The 22,971-nt window shown below is 38.8% G+C and carries 21 protein-coding genes; 18 read left to right on the forward strand and 3 right to left on the reverse strand.

Annotated features, from left to right (window positions below):
- Positions 1-17: 17 nt before the first annotated feature.
- From H7T98_RS06365 to H7T98_RS06385, 5 genes are read left to right on the forward strand one after another with little or no spacing between them, the layout of a single operon-like run.
- A complete protein-coding gene (locus H7T98_RS06365; RefSeq protein ID WP_201061508.1) occupies positions 18-1,163 on the forward strand; it encodes a polysaccharide polymerase in 1,146 nt (381 codons plus the stop codon).
- Between the two features lie 13 nt (positions 1,164-1,176).
- On the forward strand, positions 1,177-2,592 hold the full coding sequence (locus tag H7T98_RS06370) for a flippase (protein WP_021144213.1): 1,416 nt from the start codon (positions 1,177-1,179) through the stop codon (positions 2,590-2,592).
- 10 nt (positions 2,593-2,602) lie between these two features.
- A complete protein-coding gene (gene glf / locus H7T98_RS06375; protein ID WP_037600581.1) occupies positions 2,603-3,703 on the forward strand; it encodes a UDP-galactopyranose mutase in 1,101 nt (366 codons plus the stop codon).
- Positions 3,700-4,692, forward strand: a complete 993-nt coding sequence (locus tag H7T98_RS06380) for a stealth family protein (RefSeq protein ID WP_021144211.1) — start codon at positions 3,700-3,702, stop codon at positions 4,690-4,692. The genes glf and H7T98_RS06380 overlap by 4 nt, the downstream gene beginning before the upstream one ends.
- A gap of 10 nt (positions 4,693-4,702) precedes the next feature.
- On the forward strand, positions 4,703-5,755 hold the full coding sequence (locus H7T98_RS06385) for a galactofuranosyltransferase (protein WP_037600584.1): 1,053 nt from the start codon (positions 4,703-4,705) through the stop codon (positions 5,753-5,755).
- A gap of 36 nt (positions 5,756-5,791) precedes the next feature.
- Here H7T98_RS06385 and H7T98_RS06390 read toward each other — a convergent pair whose 3' ends face one another.
- Positions 5,792-6,811 (reverse strand): phosphodiester glycosidase family protein, encoded by a 1,020-nt coding sequence (locus H7T98_RS06390; RefSeq protein ID WP_173018421.1) that lies wholly within the window; start codon positions 6,809-6,811, stop codon positions 5,792-5,794.
- A gap of 145 nt (positions 6,812-6,956) precedes the next feature.
- Here H7T98_RS06390 and H7T98_RS06395 point away from each other — a divergent pair, with 145 nt between their 5' ends.
- The 10 genes from H7T98_RS06395 to H7T98_RS06440 all read left to right on the forward strand — a co-directional run bounded on the left by H7T98_RS06395 (position 6,957) and on the right by H7T98_RS06440 (position 15,959).
- A complete protein-coding gene (locus H7T98_RS06395) occupies positions 6,957-7,775 on the forward strand; it encodes a Cof-type HAD-IIB family hydrolase (protein ID WP_155213303.1) in 819 nt (272 codons plus the stop codon).
- Between the two features lie 17 nt (positions 7,776-7,792).
- The gene (locus H7T98_RS06400; RefSeq protein ID WP_037600592.1) at positions 7,793-8,395 is read left to right on the forward strand and encodes a histidine phosphatase family protein; all 603 of its coding nucleotides are present in this window, start codon (positions 7,793-7,795) and stop codon (positions 8,393-8,395) included.
- On the forward strand, positions 8,392-9,000 hold the full coding sequence (locus tag H7T98_RS06405) for a histidine phosphatase family protein (RefSeq protein ID WP_037600594.1): 609 nt from the start codon (positions 8,392-8,394) through the stop codon (positions 8,998-9,000). Before H7T98_RS06400 ends, H7T98_RS06405 begins: the two co-directional genes overlap by 4 nt.
- On the forward strand, positions 8,997-9,593 hold the full coding sequence (locus H7T98_RS06410) for a histidine phosphatase family protein (protein WP_037600597.1): 597 nt from the start codon (positions 8,997-8,999) through the stop codon (positions 9,591-9,593). The genes H7T98_RS06405 and H7T98_RS06410 overlap by 4 nt, the downstream gene beginning before the upstream one ends.
- A gap of 77 nt (positions 9,594-9,670) precedes the next feature.
- Positions 9,671-10,807 (forward strand): AI-2E family transporter, encoded by a 1,137-nt coding sequence (locus H7T98_RS06415; RefSeq protein ID WP_201061510.1) that lies wholly within the window; start codon positions 9,671-9,673, stop codon positions 10,805-10,807.
- A 123-nt stretch (positions 10,808-10,930) separates the two neighbouring features.
- Positions 10,931-12,367: a glycoside hydrolase family 1 protein gene (locus tag H7T98_RS06420; protein ID WP_145516901.1), complete on the forward strand. Its 1,437-nt coding sequence runs from the start codon at positions 10,931-10,933 to the stop codon at positions 12,365-12,367.
- Positions 12,368-12,613: 246 nt separating this feature from the next.
- Positions 12,614-12,892 (forward strand): phasin family protein, encoded by a 279-nt coding sequence (locus tag H7T98_RS06425; protein ID WP_013990645.1) that lies wholly within the window; start codon positions 12,614-12,616, stop codon positions 12,890-12,892.
- 17 nt (positions 12,893-12,909) lie between these two features.
- Positions 12,910-14,487, forward strand: a complete 1,578-nt coding sequence (locus tag H7T98_RS06430; protein ID WP_049545854.1) for an ABC1 kinase family protein — start codon at positions 12,910-12,912, stop codon at positions 14,485-14,487.
- 3 nt (positions 14,488-14,490) lie between these two features.
- Complete coding sequence (locus H7T98_RS06435) at positions 14,491-15,111, forward strand: SGNH/GDSL hydrolase family protein (RefSeq protein ID WP_037600606.1); 621 nt, start codon at positions 14,491-14,493, stop codon at positions 15,109-15,111.
- Positions 15,108-15,959 carry a patatin family protein gene (locus tag H7T98_RS06440; RefSeq protein ID WP_201061512.1) on the forward strand — a complete coding sequence of 284 codons (852 nt, stop codon included), beginning with the start codon at positions 15,108-15,110 and terminating at the stop codon, positions 15,957-15,959. Before H7T98_RS06435 ends, H7T98_RS06440 begins: the two co-directional genes overlap by 4 nt.
- Before the next feature lie 26 nt (positions 15,960-15,985).
- On the opposite strand, the gene H7T98_RS06445 is transcribed toward H7T98_RS06440, so the two are convergent.
- Together H7T98_RS06445 and H7T98_RS06450 are read right to left on the reverse strand one after the other, a co-directional pair.
- Entirely contained in the window at positions 15,986-17,332 is a 1,347-nt protein-coding gene (locus H7T98_RS06445; RefSeq protein WP_201061514.1) for a D-alanyl-D-alanine carboxypeptidase, read from the reverse strand.
- Positions 17,333-17,562: 230 nt separating this feature from the next.
- Positions 17,563-18,759 (reverse strand): cation diffusion facilitator family transporter, encoded by a 1,197-nt coding sequence (locus H7T98_RS06450; RefSeq protein ID WP_201061516.1) that lies wholly within the window; start codon positions 18,757-18,759, stop codon positions 17,563-17,565.
- Between the two features lie 212 nt (positions 18,760-18,971).
- Between H7T98_RS06450 and H7T98_RS06455 the strand changes: the two genes are divergently transcribed.
- The 3 genes from H7T98_RS06455 (at position 18,972) to H7T98_RS06465 (ending at position 22,932) form a co-directional block, all read left to right on the forward strand.
- Entirely contained in the window at positions 18,972-19,625 is a 654-nt protein-coding gene (locus tag H7T98_RS06455) for a uracil-DNA glycosylase (RefSeq protein WP_201061518.1), read from the forward strand.
- A 19-nt stretch (positions 19,626-19,644) separates the two neighbouring features.
- Positions 19,645-20,913, forward strand: a complete 1,269-nt coding sequence (locus H7T98_RS06460; RefSeq protein ID WP_201061519.1) for a dihydroorotase — start codon at positions 19,645-19,647, stop codon at positions 20,911-20,913.
- A 75-nt stretch (positions 20,914-20,988) separates the two neighbouring features.
- Complete coding sequence (locus tag H7T98_RS06465; RefSeq protein WP_201061521.1) at positions 20,989-22,932, forward strand: DUF2207 domain-containing protein; 1,944 nt, start codon at positions 20,989-20,991, stop codon at positions 22,930-22,932.
- Positions 22,933-22,971 lie beyond the last annotated feature (39 nt).

Genomic DNA, 22,971 nt, shown 5'->3' on the forward strand with positions numbered 1-22,971 from the left:
TAAGGTAAAAGTGTATTATGTTAAAAATTAAGTTTGAGAACCTTTTGGTTATTTTGGTCTTATCGTTAATTGTTGGGTACGATGTTATTATGACTTCGGTTCTTAATAAAACTCTCCCTCAGTTACCAACTATTCTCTTGATTGGTGTTGTATTAGTGTTGTCACTAAGGTTTTTATTTATTAAAAATTTCAGTATATTATTCATTGTTTCAGGAATTCTTTTAATCGTAACAAGTTTATGTGTTTTTTTACAAACTGGTGCTACCAATTTTCTCCTATACTCATTATTGATTTTACTACTATACGATGTTGATGTAGATGTTATTTTAAAAACTTATGTGTTTGTTGCTGGTTCAATTGTCATAGGTATATTCTTACTTTCATTAATCGGTCTTCTACCAAATTTACAATTTGCTCAAGTTAGATCTTCTGGATTAGTTATAAGAAATTCATTTGGCTTTATTTATCCTACAGATTTTGCCTCCCACTGTTTTTATTTATTTATTGCTTGGGGATATTTACTTAGAGAAAAGTATATTTGGCTAAGGGTGGCTGTTGGAGTAGCTTTGTCAGCCTTTATTATCAAATTTTGTGATGCTAGATTGAATTCTATGTCTGTTTTAATAGCTGTAATTATTTTTTTAGTAATGTACTATACTAAAGAAAAGAAATTTAAAGTTTATTACATACTACCCTACTTTGCGGCAATTTTTTCATCATTGATGTTTTATTTGTCTTACCATTTTTCTTTCTCTTCACCATTTTTTGTTAAGTTGAACGACTTCTTCAGTATGAGACTTTTTTTGGGTAAAAATGCCCTTGATACATACAAGTTACACCTTTTTGGAACTAATAATGTGAAATTTATTGGTTATGGTGGTACTACAGAGTCAGTACTCAGTTATAATTATGTTGATTCCTCTTATATTCAAATGTTATTCTACTATGGAATTGTTCCTGTAGTCTTGCTTGTATTAGTTTATGTTTTGGCATCCATAAAAATTTATAAAGAAGGTAAAGTATTACTTCTTATGTTACTCTCCTTAATAACAATCAATTGTATGATTGAGGCATTTTGGATTAGACCAGGATATAATATTTTTATGTTTACATTATTTGCAAGTCTTGTTTCTGTTAATGAAATAAAAGATAAAAGAATTTAAGTAGAGATAATAAATGAAAGTTTTAAAAAATTACGCCTACAATCTTTCCTATCAATTACTGGTCATTGTTTTACCAATCATTACGACACCTTATGTTACTAGGATTTTTAGTTCTAAGGATTTAGGTACTTATGGTTACTTTAATTCGATTGTGACCTACTTTATTCTTTTGGCGACTTTAGGTGTTGCTAACTATGGTACTAAAGAGATTTCAGGACATCGAAAGGATATTCGTAAAAATTTCTGGGGTATTTATACCCTCCAATTGATTGCGACTATTTTGTCTCTTGTCTTGTATACATCATTATGTTTGTTCTTTCCTGGTATGCAAAATATGGTGGCTTATATCTTAGGATTAAGCTTGATATCGAAAGGAATGGATATTTCTTGGTTATTCCAAGGTTTGGAGGATTTTCGTCGTATTACCGCTAGGAATACAACGGTAAAGGTTTTAGGAGTTATTTCTATCTTCCTATTTGTGAAAACACCTGGTGATTTGTATCTCTATGTTTTCCTATTGACCTTCTTTGAATTGCTTGGGCAATTAAGTATGTGGTTACCAGCGAGACCTTACATTGAAGAACCGCAATTTGATTTATCTTATGCTAAGAAACATCTTAAACCTGTTATTTTGCTGTTTCTCCCTCAGGTTGCCATTTCACTATACGTGACTTTGGATCGTACGATGTTGGGTGCCTTGTCATCTACCAATGACGTCGGTATTTATGACCAGGCATTGAAGATTATCAATATCCTCTTAACACTAGTGACCTCTTTAGGTAGTGTAATGCTTCCTAGGGTATCTGGTCTTTTATCTAGCGGAGACCATAAGGCCGTTAACAAGATGCATGAGTTGTCTTTCTTGATTTATAATCTTGTGATTTTCCCGATAATAGCGGGTCTCTTGATTGTTAATAAGGACTTTGTGAGTTTCTTCCTAGGGAAAGATTTCCAAGAGGCTTATCTTGCCATTGCTATTATGGTCTTTAGGATGTTCTTTATCGGTTGGACAAATATTATGGGAATCCAGATTTTGATTCCACACAATAAACATCGTGAGTTTATGCTCTCTACGACTATTCCGGCTGTTGTCAGTGTTGGACTTAATCTCTTGTTAATTCCTCCATTTGGCTTTGTCGGGGCCTCAATTGTATCAGTTTTAACAGAGGCTTTGGTATGGGTTATTCAATTGAATTTTTCAAGGAAATTCATCAAAGATGTGTCAATCCTTCCAGCCATGTCAAAAATTATCTTAGCATCAGTTGTCATGTATTTTGGACTCTTTGTCTTTAAGATGTTTGTGCAATTGAAACCAATGCTAAATGTAGCAGTAGATGGTCTTGTCGGTGCTATCATTTATATCGTCTTGATTATTGTCTTACGTGTCGTTGATATGAAAGACTTGAAGCAACAGTTAATGAAAAACTAAGGAGAAAAATATGTACGATTATCTTATCGTTGGTGCTGGTTTGTCTGGAGCAATCTTCGCACATGAAGCTACAAAACGTGGCAAAAAAGTAAAAGTGATTGACAAGCGTGATCACATCGGTGGCAATATCTACTGTGAAGATGTTGAAGGTATCAACGTTCACAAGTACGGTGCCCACATTTTCCATACCTCAAATAAAAAAGTTTGGGATTATGTCAACCAATTTGCTGAGTTTAATAACTATATCAACTCACCGATTGCTAACTACAAGGGCAGTCTTTACAACCTTCCATTTAACATGAATACCTTTTATGCTATGTGGGGCACTAAGACTCCTCAAGAAGTTAAGGACAAGATTGCTGAGCAAACGGCTGATATGAAAGATGTTGATCCTAAAAACTTGGAAGAACAAGCCATCAAGTTGATTGGTCCAGATATCTACGAAAAGTTGATTAAGGGATACACTGAAAAACAATGGGGACGTTCTGCCACAGACCTTCCACCATTTATTATCAAACGTCTCCCTGTTCGTCTGACTTTTGATAACAACTACTTTAATGACCGTTACCAAGGAATTCCGATTGGTGGTTACAATGTCATCATTGAAAATATGCTTGGAGATGTAGAAGTAGAGCTTGGAGTTGACTTCTTTGCCAATCGTGAAGAGCTTGAAGCTTCAGCTGAAAAAGTTGTCTTTACAGGAATGATTGACCAGTACTTTGATTATAAACATGGTGAGTTGGAGTATCGCAGTCTTCGTTTTGAACACGAAGTCTTGGATGAAGAAAATCATCAAGGAAATGCCGTGGTCAACTACACAGAGCGTGAGATTCCTTATACTCGTATTATTGAGCATAAGCATTTCGAGTATAATACACAACCTAAGACAGTTATCACACGTGAATACCCAGCTGATTGGAAACGTGGAGATGAACCATACTACCCAATCAATGATGAAAAGAACAATGCCATGTTTGCTAAGTACCAAGAAGAAGCTGAGAAAAATGACAAGGTAATCTTCTGTGGACGTCTTGCAGATTATAAATACTACGACATGCACGTGGTCATTGAGCGTGCTCTAGAAGTCGTTGAGAAAGAATTTACTATATGACACAAGAAAAAATTGATATCGTTGTTCTTTGGGTAGATGGAAGTGCCCCAGAGTTTATCCGTGAGAAACAAGCAGTTACTGAGAATGTTTCTGATTTGAACCAAGATATTGATGGTGAGCAACGTTATCGTGATTATGGTATTTTTAATTACTGGTTCCGAATGATTGAAAAGCATGCTCCTTGGGTAAATAATGTCTATTTGATTACCAATGGGCAAAAGCCAGACTGGTTGAATTTGGAACATCCAAAACTCAAATTGGTTACTCATAGGGAATTTATGCCTAAAGAATACCTACCGACCTATAATTCAGCAGCTATTGAGCTTAATCTTCATCGTATTGAAGGATTGTCGGAGAACTACTTGTATTTCAATGATGATATGTACTTGATTAGAGACAGTCAACCTTCAGATTTTTATAAAAATGGTCAGCCTAAGCTTTTAGCTGTTTATGATGCCTTAGTTCCTTGGTCACCATTTACGAATACTTATCACAACAATGTTGAATTAATTTATCGCCATTTTCCTAATAAGAAGGCTTTGAAGTCTTCGCCATGGAAATTCTTTAATTTCCGTTATGGTTCCTTGGTTTTGAAAAACTTGTTACTCTTGCCTTGGGGTCCTACGGGATACGTGAACCAGCATTTACCTGTTCCGATGAAGAAGAGTACCTTGGCACATTTATGGGAAATTGAAGGTGAAACTTTAGATAAAACATCGCGAAATCCAATTAGAGACTATGGAGTAGATGTTAATCAATACATCTGTCAGCATTGGCAAATTGAAAGTAACCAGTTTTACCCTATGTCTAAAAGTTTCGGAGAGACAATCGGTTTGAATCAGGTGGATAAGCTGGAATCTATCTTTAAAGATAGACGTAAAAAACTACTTTGTGTGAATGATGATGTTGACTTTAAAGAGGAGAATATCATTCGTTTTAAGGAAATCTTGAATGAATACTATCCTGAAAAATCAGCTTTTGAAAAATGAGAAATAAGAGATGAAATACTATTTAAAAGAAGAATTTTTACACGATAACAATGTCAAAAATGCTGGAAATAAGGCACGGAATGATGTTGAAGTAATTTTAAATAAATTGGGTTATTCTCCATTAAAAGTTTTGGTTAAAGACTGGTATCAAATGAATGTGCTAAATGCTCAGATTCATAAATATAGAGCACATTCTAAAGCCTTTAAATTCTTAAACAAAAATGATGAAATCGTGATTCAATTTCCTTTGTTACATCATACTTTATTTCTTAGCAATTTGTTAAGAAAACTAAAAAACAAAGGTGTTAAAGTCTATTTTCTAATTCATGATTTAGAAACACTTCGTTTTGTGAATGATAAAACTTTACCCTTTAGGATGAAGTTACGGATGAAATTAACTGAAAGCGATACGTTCCGTAACGTTACAGGTATCATTGCTCACAATCCAATCATGAAATCTGTTTTAGTGGATAAAGGGGTTGCAGAAGATAAGATTGTTAGCCTTGGCATTTTCGACTATTTGATTCCAAATTTCCAAGAGAAGACAGGTCTAAGTAAGAATCAGCCAATTATTGTGGCTGGTAATCTGGCACAAGAAAAAGCTGGTTATCTTTACTCACTTCCTGCGAAACCTGCTTATAACCTTTATGGTGTTGGCTTCGACGAGAGCAGAGCTCTTGCGAATGAGACCTACTTTGGCTCATTCCTACCTGATGAGCTTCCTGCAGCCCTTGAGGGTGGTTTTGGGCTTGTCTGGGATGGTGATAGTGCTGAGACATGTAGTGGTGTCTTTGGCGAGTACCTTCGCTATAACAACTCTCATAAGGCATCACTTTACTTGGCCTCAGGATTCCCGCTTGTTGTTTGGAAACAGTCAGCCTTGTCTCACTTTGTGCTTGAGAATGGCTGTGGGATTGCAGTAGAGTCGCTTCATGATTTGAAGGCTACCATTGACAATCTTTCAGATACTGATTACCAAGATTTGCTTGAAAATACTAAGCGTGTCGGTAAAGGTATTCGTGATGGTCACTACCTACTTACCGCATTGAACAATTTGAAATAAGATAAAAAATCCTCACTAAGATGAGGATTTTTTGCATTATTTGAAGATTTTAAACTGGTATTGGGTTCCTGAAACTTTTCCGTTTGAGTAGATTGCTTTAATATAGTCGTCATAAGTAATTGACTTGGACTTACCTGCTTTTACGAGTTCAGGATCTCGCCATACATTTGGGTCAGTAGCATTGCTATCTCGCTTGGTGAGATAGAGGTACTCAATATAGGTTCTATTGTCGACAAAGGCCCCAGCAACCTTTTCCTTACCATTATCAGATCGTGTATACATACGAGTCGTTCCTCCACCATCTAGTAGGAAGGCAAGGCGAATATTTGAGTAGCCTATATTTTTTAAAAGTTTATATACGTCTTGGTGATTCAAGCCCTTATTGAGGGAGTTGTGACCATAGGTTTGTATAATACGGATAATACCGTCATAGGTCTCTACGTAAATAGAACGGGCATTTGGTTGGTCGGGGTCACCTTTCTCCCAGGTTTTATCTACCTTTTTATCCTTAATGAGAATACCAAAGGCACCTGTATCCCAACCGTTGCTTCCCATGTGGGTAAACATTTTAGCTGTGTCTATATTTGGGTAAGTTCCGGCAGTGATATTATTTTGATCATCTCCATATAGAAGGCCTGTTTTGCCCAATTCGATTTCCTTTTGAGCGAAGGGACGATCTAGTCCTTCGTAAGACCAAAAACCTGCGTTAATGAGAGCAAGAGCATCTCGTCGCTTAGCTTCGTACTTAATACTTTGCTCTGTGAGTTCAGGATTATCATCTTCGGTTCTTCCTTTTTGTAGAACATATTTTCCGTCCTTCTTGAAGGATAGAATCTGCATGTCTACATTTTTAATAGTGCCTTTTTCAAGTAGGACAGACTGATCTAAGAGCTCTTTATTTTTTATGGTAAAGTTCAATCCGCCCTTATTTGATGGCATAGAAAGCTTCTTAATATCTCGGTTGTTGAAGTAGATGGTGAGGTAGAGCAGTCCCCCAACGATGGCACCAATCATTAGAAGAGAAAATAGTATTCTTAAAATATTCTTCAATTTCATACTATCATTATAAACAATCTAGGCTTACAAAACAATCCTAAGACCATTAAATATCCAAGAATAGTATCAGTTTTTCTTAGTATGGTACTGGTAAGCGTTTTCTAAAAGGGTTATAATAAGAGTGAGTTAGTCAAGGAGGTGCTTTATGACCATTAAGGTGATTGCAACAGATATGGATGGAACATTTTTAGACGATAAAGGGAGCTATGACAAGGAGCGTTTTAGTCAGATTTTAGATGCTATGGATGCGCGTGATATGCACTTTGTCGTTGCATCAGGTAATAGTATGAGCCGTCTTAAACCCATGTTTGCGGAGACTTTTAATCGCCTGCATTTTGTAGCTGAAAATGGTGGTCAGGTGGTTAGCTATGGCAAGCTTCTGTGTCAGGAGTTCATGGCATCAAATGATGTTGAAAACTTGCTAAGCTATTTTAATTATGATTTGTTAGATAGGCCGACTATATTTAATGGTGCTCAAGGCTCCTATATGTTAAAAGGGACTAGGGTTAATTTTGCTGAGATGATAACAGAAGAAGAGCAAGCCGCCATGGAAGCATCCATTCAACGTTTGAATGGGCTGGAGGATTTAGAGGATGATTTCATCAAGATTACCATGTTGCTGAGTCCTGAAGAGGCTAATCGTGTGTCACAGGCTTTTAATCGTGATTTTGATGGCAATCTAGTTGCTGTTCCCAGTGGTTTTGGTGCTATTGACTTCATTCAAAAAGGCATGCACAAGGCTTGGGGACTCAAGCAGCTTCTTAACCACTGGGACTTGTCTGAGTCCAATGTCATGGCCTTCGGTGATGGTGACAATGATCTTGAGCTCCTGCAAATGGCTGGCCGCTCTTATGCGATGGAAAATGCCAGCCCTGCTCTTTTGCAAGTGGCAGACCAAGTAGCACCGCATCATAAGGATCAAGGTGTCTTGACTATCTTAGAAGATTATTTAGGTTTATATTAAAAAAGGGTGGTAAAGAAATGAAATTATATTTAATGCGACATGGTGAGACATTATTTAATACACAAAAGCGTGTTCAGGGATGGTGTGACTCTCCCCTAACTGAAAATGGAATCTGTCAGGCAGAACAAGCTAAGCAGTACTTTGCGAAGAAAGGTATTTCCTTTGATGCTGTCTATTCATCTACGCAAGAGAGAGCAACTGACACGGCAAAGATTGTGGCGCCTGAGTACACTGTAACCCAGCTCAAGGGAATTAAAGAAATGAATTTTGGGTCTTTTGAAGCTCAACCAGAGCATCTCCTACCCAAACATCGTCCAGGTTCACGATCCTTTGAAGATCTCTTGGTCCCATACGGTGGCGAAGATATTCGCAAGGTTGGACAGAGGGTTTTAAAGACTGTCGTAGAGAAAGCAGAAGAACATACTAAAGATGGTGCTGAGAATCTCCTATTTGTCAGTCATGGGGCGGCTTTATGGGGATTAATCATTACCATAGACTTAGCCTTTCCTGAAGGAGTGCGTTTTGGGAATTGCAATATTTGTGTTTATGATTATAACCAAGGTCAATTGGAGCTTCTTCAGGTGATTGATCCGATTTCTGGTTTAGAGGTAACATTATGAAAGAATTTTATTTAATGAGGCATGGAGAAACACGATTTAATGTTCATCATAGGCTTCAGGGGGTCTGCGATGCCCCTTTGACGGAAGTCGGGATTGAACAGGCTAAAAAGGCTGGTCAGTATCTAGCCAAGCAAGAGCCAATTTTTGATCATGTCTTTACGTCAACCTCTGAGAGAGCTAGCGATACTCTAGAAATTGTGACTGGACGAACAGACTATGAAAGACTTAAAGGGCTTAAAGGACAGGATTTTGGTGCTTTTGAAGGGCAGCCAGAGTATCTTACTCCTAAAACCTTACCTGATGGACAAGGCTTTGGTGATTACTTTGTTCAATTTGGTGGCGAGAGTACGAGCCAGGTCCGGGATCGTATGGAGTTGACGATTAGGGCCATCATGGAGAGTGTGGCCGATGGTTCTAAGTCCTTGCTGGTTAGTCATGGTCCATCTATTTTGCAATTCTGTAGACGTGTTTTAGATCCTGTTCCAGATATTCGTGGTCTTAAAAATTGTTGTATTTTACACTTTACTTATGACCAAGGTCAATTTGGACTGGTCTCAGTTTATAATCCAGTAGAAGAAGAGTATATCTATGGAGGTGAAGAATGACACGATTCTATTTAATGCGACATGGACAAACACTTTTTAACACACTCAATCGAATTCAAGGTTGGTGTGATTCCCCTTTGACTGAAAAAGGTCAGGACCAGGCTCGTCAGGTGCGTGCCTATTTTGAAAAACATGGTTTGACTTTTGATCAGTATTACTGCACGACTACTGAAAGAGCTTCTGATACGCTTGAATTGGCTACTGGGGGTACTGATTATAAACGTGTTAAGGGACTTAAAGAGATGCACTTCGGTATCTTTGAGGGGCAACCGGAGTATCTTCATCCTAAAATTCAAATTCAGGGGCATTTCGGTGACCATTATGCTCAGTTTGGTGGGGAAAGTCAAGATCAGTTTGTAGAACGAGTGGTAAATGGTGCAAGAGAGATAGTGGATAAACATCCTAACCAATCTATTTTGGCTGTCAGTCACGCAGGAGCTTTGATGACTTTTCTTCATGCTGTGGAGCCGGAGCGTACCTTTCAGTCTTGTCCAGGCAATTGCGCCATCTTAGTCTTTGATTACGATGGATCGAACTTTCACTTTGTCAAACTGATTGATCCTTTAACGGATCAAGAGTTGGTGGAATTTTAGTGGCTTTCATGATCAAAGATAGTAAGAAACCCTTTCTTAGTGTATAATGGAAGGGTATTTTAAATTATGGAGTGCCTATGAAATTTACAAAAAATCAGTTCATTTGGTTGGCTGTCCTCTTTTTCAGCTGTTTCTTGATCTATACTTACTGGGAAACAGTTGTTTCAATTTGTAACACCATTTACGTTGCTAGTCAGCCCTTCCTGGTTGGAGCAGGGATTGCCTTTGTGGTAAATATCCTGATGTCTTTTTATGAGAAGCTGCTGGTCAAGTTTATTCCATTTGGTTTTATCGCTAAAATCAAGCGTCCTATTGCTCTGCTCTTGGCTTTTGCGACCATCGGCTTGGTCTTTACTTGGGTAGTATTCACTGTCCTTCCTGATTTGATTGACAGTATCAATACCTTGATTAGTCAAGATCGCTCAGCTATTAATAATTTGATTAATTGGTTGCTTAAGAACAAATCCTTGCAAAAAATTATTCAAGATTTTGGTGGTGTGACACAGGTTAGAGAGCTAATCAATAGCTACAGTGCTCAGTTGCTTCAACAAATCATGAATGGTTTGACCAGTTTCTTGACTTCTTTAACGAGTCTGCCATCAACCTTGATTAATCTTTTTATCAGTATTGTCTTTTCTTGTTATGTCTTAGCTGGAAAAGAGAAACTTGGGAATCAGGTCAATCGTTTGGTAGACGTCTATTTAGGTAGTTATGGTAAGACTTTCCACTATGTAGTTGCTATTCTCAATAATCGATTCCGTAATTTCTTCGTCTATCAGTCGCTTGAGGCTTGTATTTTGGGGACCTTGTGTTATATTGGGATGCGTATCTTTAACTTCCCTTACGCAGCGACTATCTCTATCCTGATTGGTTTTTCAGCAATGATTCCAGTTGTGGGGGCTTATATTGGTGTGACGATTGGTACCATCTTGATTATGACGCACTCTGTGACCTTGGCGCTTTTGTTTGTCGCTTATGTGGTTATTTTGCAGCAATTTGAAGGGAATCTCATCTATCCTTATGTGGTCGGTGGATCTACCGGACTTCCTGGTATTTGGGTTATCTTCGCAATCACCATAGGTTCTGCCTTGGGTGGTATCTTGGGTATGTTGGTTTCTGTGCCAGTAGCCGCAACCCTATATCAGATTGTTAAAGATAATGTTGTTAGGCGAGAAGAAGCCAAAGCAGCAAATACTCTTGAAAGTAATGACTAATTAAAACAGACTTCGGTCTGTTTTTTTCGTGCTATAGTATCAGATTTCAAGAAGATAGTATAAGTGTAATCGTTTTCTAAGTGTTATACTATTAGTAAATTGAACAATGCAAGGAGATAAAAGATGACATATACATTTCCAAAAGATTTTCTCTGGGGTGGTGCAACAGCTGCCAACCAGTTTGAGGGTGCTTACAACCTAGATGGCAAAGGCTTGTCTGTACAGGATGTAACGCCAAAAGGCGGTGTTCCCTTTGAACCCGGGGCCTTGAATCCTTTGATTACTGACCAATCAACACCAGATAATCTAAAACTAGAAGGTATAGATTTCTATCACCGTTATAAAGAAGACATAGCACTTTTTGCAGAGATGGGCTTTAAGGTCTTCCGCATGTCAATTGCATGGACTCGTATTTTCCCAAATGGTGATGATGCTGAGCCAAATGAAGCTGGCCTAGCCTTCTATGATAAAGTCTTTGATGAATTGGCCAAGTATAGCATCGAACCACTTGTAACCTTGTCCCACTATGAAACACCACTCAACTTGGCGCGTCGGTACAATGGATGGACTAATCGTAAATTAATTAGTTTTTATGAAAACTATGTACGTACCGTCTTCACACGTTATAAAGATAAGGTCAAATATTGGTTGACCTTTAATGAAGTGAACTCTGTTTTACACGCACCGTTCATGTCAGGTGGGATTGCAACGCCAATGGAAGAGCTCTCTAAACAGGATCTTTACCAAGCAGTTCACAATGAGTTAGTCGCTTCGGCTTCAGCAACCAAGATTGGTCATGAAATCAACCCTGACTTTAAGATTGGTTGTATGGTTCTTGCCATGCCAGCTTATGGAATGACAGCTAATCCTTTGGATCAGTTGGCTGTTCACGAGTTTGAAAATCAAAACTATCTTTTCTCAGATATCCATGCGCGTGGGAAATATCCAAACTATATTAAACGCTATTTCAAAGAGAATGGTATTGAAATACAATTTGCTCCAGGTGATGAAGAAATCTTGAAGAATACCATTGATTTTATTTCATTCTCATATTATATGTCTGTGGCAACAGCACACAATCCGCAAGACTATAAGGTTGGAAAAGGCAACATCTTAGGTGGTGTCGAAAATCCCTACCTTGAAAAATCTGAATGGGGTTGGGCTATTGATCCAATCGGTCTTCGACTAGTTTTGAATGACTTTTATGATCGATATCAGTTGCCATTGTTTATCGTCGAAAATGGTCTAGGTGCTAAGGATGTTCTTGTTGATGGCCCAGATGGTCCAACAGTTGAAGATGATTATCGTATTGATTACCTTCAAAAACACTTGATTCAAGTTGGCGAAGCCCTTCAAGACGGTGTAGAACTTTGGGGCTATACGACATGGGGGCCAATTGATTTGGTATCAGCTTCAACGGCTGAACTCAGTAAACGTTATGGCTTCATCTACGTTGATCGCAATGATGATGGTAGTGGTAGCTTGGCTCGTTATAAGAAAAAATCATTTGTTTGGTATAAGTCTGTTATCGAAAGTAATGGTAAAGCCCTTTACAAATAGAATATGGCTAAGAATCTCAAAAATATTCGAGATTCTTTTTTAGTATTAAAGTACAACTTTGATATATCTGGATTACTGTTGACATGAGTAAAAAGAGAGTATTTTAATACACAATAACTTTGTTTATGTTATTCCACATATTTTCTGAAAAAGTGGTAGAATAAAAGTGTGAAAGCGTTCTTATATTTTCCGAAGAAGTAGCGAGTCTATCTCTTTGCTTTTCCTACTTAGATGGAGGTAACGATAATGAATGATTTGAAAAAAGTTCTCTTAGCTGGAATCGGGTTGACTGCTATGACAGTTGATAAGGCCGATAGCTTTGTTAAAGAGTTGGTTGAAAAGGGGCGTTTGACTGTTGAAGAAGGTAAGGAACTGGAACAAGAGCTCAAACGTCAAAGTAAGGAAGAAGCTCAAGAATTTTTAGCGAAACTTGATGCTAAGAAATCTTCAGTTGAGTATGCGACTAAGGATGATGTGAAACGTCTTGAAGAAAAACTTGACGCTTTGCTCAGTCAAAATAAATAAAATGTAAGGAGTCTAAAATGGCTAGTAAACGATTGAGACATGTGTTGAAGGTTTTCTCGTCAGTTGGTCTCCTTTCTTATCGTGAAAAACACCTTCCTCAAGACCAACAGACAACACCTGTCAAGCTACGCCAAGCCTTTGAGCAATTAGGACCTAGTTTTGTTAAAATTGGTCAAATCCTATCCACGCGCTCTGATCTTTTGCCAGAAAACTATATCAAAGAATTATCAAAGCTCCAGAGCTCAGTTCCTCCCTTGAATAAAGAGGAAGTCATGACTGCCATTAGGCGAGAATTACCTAATGAGCTTTCTGACAGTTTCCTTGATTTTTCGGAAGAGCCCTTAGCTTCTGGTTCTGTCGCTCAGACCCATAGAGCTAGATTATTGTTTGGTCAGGAAGTGATTGTAAAAATCCAGAGACCTGGTATTGATGAGGTCGTTAAGGAAGATATTCAGCTTCTCATTAAGCTTGCACGGCACATACCAAAGCATTTTATCCCCATGGTCGATGTTCAGGAGGTTTTGGAAAATCTGCGTGAAACCTTAATTAAGGAACTAGATTTCAGGAATGAAGCAGAGGCCATGAAGTGCTTTAAGGCCAATAACAGGGCTGTTGCTTGTCTAGGTGTCCCCGAGGTCTATGATACCTTCACGACACCTCACCTCATAGTTGAAGAGTATATCAATGGGATTCCGCTTAATCACTACAGCCAACTGATTGAGGCTGGCTATGACTTAGAAGATGTGGGTAAGAAACTTATGCTGTCATTTATCAAGCAAGTCTTCAAAGATGGCTATTTTCATGGTGACCCCCATCCTGGAAATCTGTTGGTACGTGATGGCAAGATTTATTTCATTGATTTTGGAATTATGGGTGAGTTGGAAGTGGGGATGCGTGCGTCCTTAAATGACATCCTGTACAGTTTTACCGCACAAGATGTTGATGGTATGACCAAGGCCATCTTGTCCGTTACACAATTTGATAATGGTCTTAATCGTGCAGTCCTAAGTCAAGATGTAGAGCAAATGTTAGGTCGTTATTCTGGTATTGACTTGGGAAGTCTCTCTATAACAGATTTGCTGCAGGATTTGATGGCTATTTTCCAGAAAAATCATCTTAAAGCCTCCTCTCAAATTACCATTTTGGAGAAAGCTTCGCTTCAAATTGAGGGGATTTTCCGAGAGTTAGCACCAAATATGGATCTTATGACCCTGGCCAAGGATTACTTCCTAGAAAATATGGGACCTGACATGCTTAAGCAGGCCCTGAATAAAGAGAGTATCTTGATTGAACTCTTTTATCTGATTCGCAATGGGAAGAACATTCCACGTCGTCTGCATCAGCTCTTGGAGCAAATTTTAAACGGACGAATTGTGGTGAACCATGATTTTATTAACTTTTCGGGTCGAATTAAAGTTTTTGAGAAAGTATTAAATAATCTGGTTTTAGCCTTATTGTCATTAGGATTTCTACTTTCCGGTGCCCTTTTGGCTAATAAATCAGGTTTTGAAAATCTTGCCTGGCTATTTCTTGGACTTGGAACTTTTCTAGCTTTAATCACAGTAGTGCGTATAATATTTAAGAAAAAAGGATAAAGTATGATTGAAACAACTAGGCCTGAGCTTGTGGCCTATCAAGAAGAGCGTTTAGCCAAATTTGTGAATGAGAATCAAAAGTTAGACAAAGGCCAAATCGTTTTTGCAGGGGACTCCATCACGGAGTTTTTTGCATTGAAAAAATATCTGGGTCGAGAGTTTCCCCTTGTTAACCGTGGGATTGCAGGAACAGACTCGGTTTGGCTTTTAGAACATCTTAAAGAGCAGGTCTTAGATTTGGAACCAAGTAAATTGGTGCTCTTGATTGGCATTAACGACATCGGAAGAGGTTACCCTATTCGAGATATTGTCACTCGTATTTCCGATATTATCATGACAGTTCGTCAGGAATCCCTCTTTACTGAGGTCTATTTGCTGAGTGTCTTTCCAGTTAGTGAAGAATCACAGTATGCTTCTAAGGTTAAGATTCGAAATAATACGACTGTACGTGAGCTAAATCAACAATTAGCTGTCCTCCCCGGTGTGACCTATGTCGATCTTTTTGATTACCTTACTGATAACATGGGACAGTTAAATGACAACTATACAACGGATGGTTTGCACTTGAGTCCACAAGGTTATCAAGTCCTTGCGGAACCAATCATAAAGGAGATTTTAGAATGAAAGTTGGCTTAGTCCTCGAAGGCGGGGGGATGCGTGGCTTATATACGGCTGGTGTATTAGATGCCTTTTTAGAAGCTGGAATTAAGGTGGATGGCGTTGTTTCGGTATCGGCTGGAGCACTTTTTGGTGTTAATTACCTTTCTAACCAGCCCCAAAGAGCCCTTCGCTACAACAAGCGTTTTATGGGAGACCGTCGTTATATGAGTTTCTGGTCATGGCTGACAACAGGTAACTTCGTTAATAAGGAATTCTCCTATTATAAGGTTCCCATGGAGTTGGATGTTTTTGATCAGGAGGCCTTTGCTGATTCAGGTGTTCCCTTCTATGTGGTCACTACAGATATTGAGACCGGAAAACCAGACTATATCAAGATTGACCATGTCTTTGAGCAAATGGAAGCCCTTCGTGCAAGTTCCGCCCTACCTCTGGTTTCTGAAATTGTCGAGTACAAGAGTAAACGCTACATGGATGGTGGTCTGTCTGATAGTCTCCCTATTGATTTTATGGAAAATTTGGGTTTTGACAAACTCATTGTAGTTTTGACACGTCCTAAAGGCTACCGTAAACAGCCATCTAAAACGAGTAAGCGAATCTACAAGCTCTTTTACCGCAAGTATCCTGAATTTGTCCAAGTGGCTTCGAATCGCCACATCCACTACAATAAGAGTATTGAAAAGATAGAGGCTTTGGAAAAAACTGGAAATCTTTATGCTATCCGTCCAGAACACGCACTTGAAGTTAGTCGTTTGGAGAAGGATCCTGAAAAGTTTGAAGCCATTTATCAAGAAGGATTGGATCAAATGCGTAATGATATGTCTAATCTCAAAACATTTCTTGGAGACAACTAAAAACGTGCTCAGTTGAGCACGTTCTTTTAGTTATTCATTTGTCTTGCTTGACGACGTTCTTTAACTTTTTGACGACGTCCTTTTTCATTATGGTAAATCAAGTAGAGGAGTCCAACAGGGACAAGACATAGCAACCAGAAATAAACTGGGAGTTGGCTCTTATCTGTTGTTTTAGTAGCCTTTTTATCTTTCTGGTTACTTCCAAAATCGAACCATCCCTTAACTTTAGTTGCCTTAACAGAAGTAGCTTTGATATTAGGTGACACTGTCTTCAGACCATTATCAATGACAATGTGATCATCTTTAACAGAGATTTTAGGGTCTTTACCTTTTTTAACGGTGGCATAGACGTCTTTTTCGACATTGTATTTTTTACCGTCGATTTCTTGTTCACCCTTGCTAAGAACTTTCTTGTATGAGAAGTCTTTGTACATCTTCTCAACGAGAGCATTACCAAAGGTATGACGAATCTCTTCACCTGTTTGGTCAGACCAATCACCAGAACCCATGATGACAGCAATCATACGTTGATCACCACGCTTGATGGTATCAATATAGTTGAAAGCACCTTCTGGGCTAGATCCTGTCTTCAACCCATCAACCCCATCAATTCCGTATTTGGCACCTGGAATAGAGTAGTTGTAAGTCTCGAAGGTTTCCTCGTAAGGTGTTCCTTTTTTAACTGTGACAACAGGTTTGCTAGTGTACTTGAGAATTTCTGGGTATTTCTTGATGAAGTTATAGGTCATGATAGCCAAATCACGCGCAGTAGTTTGGTTGGTTTGGTTGTTATCGTAACGTTGAGGACTGTAGTAACCTTTGAAGGCAACAGCAACAGCACCAGAAGCGTTGAACCATTTGGTATTGGTCATCCCTAGCTCTTTAGATTTCTCATTCATCATGTCTAGCCATTTATCAGGATCATTATTGGTCAAGTAGTTGGCTAGCATCACGGTTGTAACGTTAGAGGAAGGCACCGCTGTCATAGTGATGAGTTCTGAAACGGTATAATCAACACCCGCAACAATCTTGTTGTTTGAAATTTCGTAAATGTCGGCAATAGCTTGGTCGGTTGGAGTAGCTGTAATAACAGTATCTTCAGAAATCTCTCCTTTAGACATAGCTTCAAAGACCAAATAAAGTGTCATGGCCTTAGACATAGAAGCTGGGTCACGCACCTCATCAGCATTTTCTTCCCAGAGGACATCTCCGGTATTTCCATCGATTAAGAGGGTTGATTTGGGGCGATAAGCCTCAGTGGCTTCAGTATAACCAGCAGCGCGTGTAATATCCATCAATTCGTCTGCACTAGACAAACTCGGTGCTAGGGCTAGACAAGCTGCTAAAAGGACGGCAACAATTTTCTTTTTCACAATGTGTCTCCTTTAATATATATGGGGTTCTGTAGCTGCCAGAACCTATTTTTATCTATTAGTATCATTTGCCTGTCAAAACCCTAAATTCGGTAGTGACAAACATCTTCATTATAACATATAAAAGTTAGAGTTTTCCTAACATTTAGTATTTTAATGTAATTTTTAGAATCGATTGAATGTTACACAAAATCTATTTGAAAGCAGAAAAAAACGAGCTTGCTTGCTCGTTACTTTTCATTTTTTATCCTTGTGACTTGGTGGTAAATCATGAACCAGGTTTCATTTCGACGCCAGATACTAGTGTGGAAATTTCCTCCCAACTCATAACTAATTAATTTCGTTTTTTGACTAACAGATGTCATCTTGAAGCTGTCAAAATTGTTGAGAAGTGGTTGGTGATTGGCAATAACTTCTTCACGATTGTGGTGGTGACCATTTTCATCGATTAAGTAGAAGTCTGGTGCTAAGAGATTTTCATAGTCAGGAATTTTTGACAGAATAATCTTTTCATTGCGAGAGAGTTTGTGAAGGACATTACCATAAATTTCATCTTCGGGAATAGCAGCTGGTTCTACATGGACATCAGTGTCATAGACAGAGAAACGCTTGCTGAGAACCTCTTCAATTTGTTCAGTAATGGAATGACTCTCGTAAACAGAGAGGTCAGGATTCATTTCAACCACAATATCAAGATAGACGTTGCTACCATAAGAACGGCCACGCTGCTTCTTAACCTTAGTGACTTTTGGAATCTCAAGAATCGCTTTCTCATAGGCTTTGAGGTTTCTCTCATCGAAACCGTCTGATAAACTAAAGGTTGCTTCCATGAAGATATCATAGGCTGTCTTTAGAATGAAGGAGGTAATGATAATGGCTGTAATATAGTCAATAATCGTGAGGTTGAAGGATGCTGCAACAATGGCGATTGACGTTCCAATAGAAGTTACGGCATCGGAGAGATTATCCTTAGCTGCCGCAATCAAAGCGCTAGATTTCAGCTTTTTGGCAAGTCCTTTATTGTATAAGTAAACGCCACACATGACGATAGCAGAAAGAACTCCGACGGTTGCACCAAGGGGATCGACTACAGTTTCCTCTCTTAGAAAAATCTTTCGAACTGTTTGAATTAGGACTTGGAAGCCTACCACGAACATGATAAAGGAAGTGACTAGGCTTGATAAGTCTTCAATCTTCCAATGACCAAACCTATGATCTGCATCAGCAGGTTGACTAGCTAGGTGCAATCCAATGAGTAGGGCCACGTTCCCTAAAATATCTGACAAGTTATTGAAACCATCGGCAATCAAAGAGCTAGAATTTAAAAAGTGTCCAGCTAGAAGTTTTGCAATGGTAAGAAGAAGGTAGGCAGCGATGCTGACAATGGGACCTCGTCTGGCTGCTCTTAAATTTTCATACGTAGTCATAGGGTTACCTTTTCTGTTAAAATACAAGTCTAATTATAGCATAAAACTATAACGAGTTAAAGGTTGTAAGCCCTTTAAACTTGTGGAGTAATGTATTTTTAAAACTTGATAGAAAATGCTTCGTAATCATGCTGTTTTTTCAGTATTTTCCGAATATTCCCTACAAATTATGGTATAATTTAGGGTGTAAAACAGTCTAAAAAGAGGTTTTTATGGAACATTCGACATGGCACAAGCTTCTGAAAGAGGAACTGCCTGACCATTATTTTTCAAAGATAAATCAGTTTATGGACCAGGTTTATAGCCAGGGGACGGTTTATCCGCCGCGTGACAAGGTTTTTAATGCTTTGTTAGAGACTCCGTTTGAAGAAGTGCGGGTGGTAATCCTTGGTCAGGACCCTTATCATGGGCCTCATCAAGCACAGGGACTTTCCTTCTCGGTACCTGATAGCCTTCCAGCCCCCCCGTCTTTGAAAAATATTCTCAAGGAATTAGAGGAAGATTTAGGTCCTAGATCCTTTCATGATTTAACGTCATGGGCCGAGCAGGGGGTGCTTTTGCTTAATGCCTGTCTAACAGTTCCAGCAGGTCAAGCAAATGGGCATGCTGGTCAGGTTTGGGAACCTTTTACAGATGCTGTGATTAAGGTTCTCAATCAAAAGGATACTCCTGTTGTCTTTATACTTTGGGGTGGCTATGCTCGTAAGAAGAAGGCACTAGTGACTAACTCTAAACATGCCATTATTGAGAGTGCCCATCCGAGTCCCTTGTCGGCCTATCGTGGTTTTTTTGGCAGCAAGCCATTTTCAAAAGCCGATGCCTACCTTGTATCTCAAGGCCAATCTCCAATTGATTGGTTGAAGTAAAATAGAAAGTTGGAAGATTATGTTACTGATTAAAAATGGTCGTGTTGTAGACCCTAAGTCTGGTTTGGATACGCAAGCTGATGTTCTTGTTGATGGTAAAAAAGTAGTTAAGATTGCTGAAAATATCGAAGCTGGAGATGCTCAAGTCATCGATGCGACTGGTCTTGTGGTTGCTCCTGGCTTGGTGGATATCCATGTTCACTTCCGTGAGCCGGGTCAAACTCATAAGGAAGACATTCATACTGGTGCCTTGGCAGCAGCTGCTGGTGGTTTTACAACGGTTGTAATGATGGCTAACACTAATCCAACGATTTCAGATAAGGAAACCTTGGAGGAGGTCTTGACTTCGGCAGCTAAGGAAAATATCCATGTTAAGTCTGTTGCGACTATTACTAAGAATTTTGATGGTGAAAACCTCACTGATTTCAAGGGTTTACTTGAAGCCGGTGCTGTCGGATTCTCAGATGATGGTATTCCATTGACCAATGCTGGTATTGTCAAAAAAGCCATGGAGCTAGCTAAGGAGAATAATACCTTTATCAGCCTTCACGAGGAGGATCCTGATCTAAATGGTATTCTCGGTTTCAATGAAAATATTGCTAAAAAAGAATTCCATATTTGTGGGGCAACAGGTGTAGCTGAGTACAGTATGATTGCGCGTGATGTCATGATTTCTTATGATACACAAGCCCATGTTCATATTCAACACTTGTCAAAAGCTGAATCTGTAAAAGTGGTTGAATTTGCTCAAAAACTTGGAGCACAAGTTACAGCCGAAGTGGCACCACAACATTTCTCTAAGACAGAAGACCTCTTGCTCTCAAAAGGTGCTAATGCCAAGATGAACCCACCACTTCGTTTGGAATCTGACCGTCAGGCCGTCATCGAAGGGTTGAAATCTGGAGTCATCTCAGTCATTGCCACAGACCACGCGCCACACCATGCCGATGAAAAGAATGTCGATGATGTGACTAAAGCACCATCAGGAATGACTGGTCTTGAAACATCTCTATCTCTTGGATTGACCTACTTGGTTGAAGCAGGACACTTAAGCTTGACGGAACTCTTGAAAGTAATGACTAGCAACCCATCTGATCTTTATGGCTTCGATGCTGGTTATTTGGCTGAAAATGGACCATCTGACCTTGTGATTTTTGCAGACAAGGAAAAACGTCAGGTCACAGCAGACTTTAAGTCTAAAGCATCCAATTCACCATTTGTAGGCGAAGAACTTACGGGCAGTGTTAAATACACTATCTGTGACGGTGAGATTGTCTATCAAGCCTAAATAGCAGATCAGAGCAGGGCACATCGAGACACTTGGTTTTGCACCTGCTTTTTTAGTCCTTAAAGGAGCAAAATGATGAAAAAGATACTGAAAGGTCTTGTTAAATACCTTGCTTTAACTGTTTTGTTAGCCTGTTTTCTGCCACTTTCTTTGCAACACGTCCAAGCTGACGAGGATGAGGTAGAGTATAGTCTACCTTCCTATGTTGGTCACCTTTCTATACATGATGATGGTAATGCGACGTTTACTCAGGAAGTGACTTATGATTTTGATAGTGACTATAAAGGTCAGTATGTAACCTTGGGGAAAATTGGTGGTTATTCTATTATGGATGATCCCAAGGTTTCAGCAACCGTAAATGGGAAAGAAAAAACAGATATTACAGTTGAAAAAACAGACTCTTATGATGGTGTTAAACTCAAAGTTTATAATTCAGGTTCAGATGGTGATAGGGTTGTCCTCAAAGTTACTTGGCAAATCCAACAGTTGTTGAATCTATATTCAGATATTGCAGTTTTAAATTGGTTTCCAATCTCTGATTGGGATAAAGGATTTGGACAGGTTGATTTCACAGTTGATGGTCTAGATGCAAGTCAAGGAGAGCTTTATGCCCACACTGGCTATTTTGGAAAAGACCCACAGGTTAAACGTACTGCTACAGGTTATCAGGTTCATGTAGACAATTTACCATCATCAGGTAAATTGGAATTACATGCCTACTGGCCAATGACCAGTGCTTTACGGGAAAATAATCAGGCTTATTTATTACATAAGACAAATGAGGCAGAGTTTTTTAAAAAAGAAAGAGATATCAAAAAGTCTAAAGAAAACTACCGACGCATTTTTTATGTCATTGTGCCACTTGTAATTTTAAGCTTTGTTCTTATTGGTATTTTCTGTTACCTCATTGTTTTTTATAGTACGAGGACACCTTCTTTCCCTCGAGATGCACGTCTTTATGAAGCCCCTCAAGATTTAGCACCTTTGGTCTTAGCTAAGAATGTTTATAATCAGTCTTTCGATAAAACAGGGCTAAAAGAAGAAACGGGTCTTTTGAAGTTCAAATATATGGTGCAAGCTACCATCCTCGATTTGATTGATAGAGGTTATCTCACTTTTAGGCGAGAAGGTGATAGTAATATTCTGACACGTATTGAAAAGGAAGGTCTCTCTTCGTTTGAAGTGTCATTCTTGGATATGTTGTTTGATGGTCGCATGGAAATTAGAGATAGTGAAATGTTCTCGCGCTATTATCTTGATAAAGATTCTCTAGAAAAACAATTCAAGAGTGCTAGAACAAGCTATGAGCGAGAAACTATTCGTTCTCAGGGAAAACGTGTCAAATATCAATTCTCTAATGACGGCTATCAAGTAGCCAAAGGCGTTGAAAAAGAGGAGTTTGCGCTAGGACTTCCTAAAATTTATAGAGATTTTAGTGCGAAAGAAAAGACATTTAACATATTGGGAGTAGCAGCTTTGGTACTTTCAATGATGATTTGTATGCTTTCAACTTTGTTCTTATTTGGTGCATTTGGATCAGGAGTTGGTTTTTACTATATTCTCGGACTACTACCTATAGCAGGACTTACCGTTTTATTCTGGTTCTTGGTGAAAAGACGTCGTCAGAGATGTCTTGATTCAACTCAAATTTCAACGTATTACCAGTGGCATAGCTTTAAAAATATGATTCAGAGTATTCCTAGCTTTAAAGAGTCAGAATTAGAATCTGTCATCCTATGGAATCGTATCTTGGTTTATGCGACACTCTATGGACAGGCGAAAAAAGTTAGTGATGTGCTAAAACGATACAACATTCACCTCAGTAATCCATCTCTAGATGAGTTTACTTATTCTGCGACACCATTTATTATGCTGAATAATGTTAATTATCTAGAATCTTATGTTTCTGCCTCAGATACCGTAAGTAGCTTTTCTATCAATTCAAATAGTGGTAGTGGCGGCTTTGGAGGTGGTGGCTTCTCTGGTGGTGGCGGAGGAGGCGGTGGTGGCGCCTTCTAAGCTACGCTAGTCGGAGTTTACTCTCAATAGAGACACTCA

The sequence above is a fragment of the Streptococcus sp. 23.2 genome, assembly GCF_016648665.1.
Taxonomy (GTDB): domain Bacteria; phylum Bacillota; class Bacilli; order Lactobacillales; family Streptococcaceae; genus Streptococcus; species Streptococcus salivarius_E.

Bases quoted from the DNA above. Each gene is read 5' to 3' on its own strand.
- H7T98_RS06365 (WP_201061508.1), top strand. From the start codon at position 18: ATGTTAAAAATTAAGTTTGAGAACCTTTTGGTTATTTTGGTCTTATCG.
- H7T98_RS06370 (WP_021144213.1), top strand. From the start codon at position 1,177: ATGAAAGTTTTAAAAAATTACGCCTACAATCTTTCCTATCAATTACTG.
- glf (WP_037600581.1), top strand. From the start codon at position 2,603: ATGTACGATTATCTTATCGTTGGTGCTGGTTTGTCTGGAGCAATCTTC.
- H7T98_RS06380 (WP_021144211.1), top strand. From the start codon at position 3,700: ATGACACAAGAAAAAATTGATATCGTTGTTCTTTGGGTAGATGGAAGT.
- H7T98_RS06385 (WP_037600584.1), top strand. From the start codon at position 4,703: ATGAAATACTATTTAAAAGAAGAATTTTTACACGATAACAATGTCAAA.
- H7T98_RS06390 (WP_173018421.1), bottom strand. From the start codon at position 6,811: ATGAAATTGAAGAATATTTTAAGAATACTATTTTCTCTTCTAATGATT.
- H7T98_RS06395 (WP_155213303.1), top strand. From the start codon at position 6,957: ATGACCATTAAGGTGATTGCAACAGATATGGATGGAACATTTTTAGAC.
- H7T98_RS06400 (WP_037600592.1), top strand. From the start codon at position 7,793: ATGAAATTATATTTAATGCGACATGGTGAGACATTATTTAATACACAA.
- H7T98_RS06405 (WP_037600594.1), top strand. From the start codon at position 8,392: ATGAAAGAATTTTATTTAATGAGGCATGGAGAAACACGATTTAATGTT.
- H7T98_RS06410 (WP_037600597.1), top strand. From the start codon at position 8,997: ATGACACGATTCTATTTAATGCGACATGGACAAACACTTTTTAACACA.
- H7T98_RS06415 (WP_201061510.1), top strand. From the start codon at position 9,671: ATGAAATTTACAAAAAATCAGTTCATTTGGTTGGCTGTCCTCTTTTTC.
- H7T98_RS06420 (WP_145516901.1), top strand. From the start codon at position 10,931: ATGACATATACATTTCCAAAAGATTTTCTCTGGGGTGGTGCAACAGCT.
- H7T98_RS06425 (WP_013990645.1), top strand. From the start codon at position 12,614: ATGAATGATTTGAAAAAAGTTCTCTTAGCTGGAATCGGGTTGACTGCT.
- H7T98_RS06430 (WP_049545854.1), top strand. From the start codon at position 12,910: ATGGCTAGTAAACGATTGAGACATGTGTTGAAGGTTTTCTCGTCAGTT.
- H7T98_RS06435 (WP_037600606.1), top strand. From the start codon at position 14,491: ATGATTGAAACAACTAGGCCTGAGCTTGTGGCCTATCAAGAAGAGCGT.
- H7T98_RS06440 (WP_201061512.1), top strand. From the start codon at position 15,108: ATGAAAGTTGGCTTAGTCCTCGAAGGCGGGGGGATGCGTGGCTTATAT.
- H7T98_RS06450 (WP_201061516.1), bottom strand. From the start codon at position 18,759: ATGACTACGTATGAAAATTTAAGAGCAGCCAGACGAGGTCCCATTGTC.
- H7T98_RS06455 (WP_201061518.1), top strand. From the start codon at position 18,972: ATGGAACATTCGACATGGCACAAGCTTCTGAAAGAGGAACTGCCTGAC.
- H7T98_RS06460 (WP_201061519.1), top strand. From the start codon at position 19,645: ATGTTACTGATTAAAAATGGTCGTGTTGTAGACCCTAAGTCTGGTTTG.
- H7T98_RS06465 (WP_201061521.1), top strand. From the start codon at position 20,989: ATGAAAAAGATACTGAAAGGTCTTGTTAAATACCTTGCTTTAACTGTT.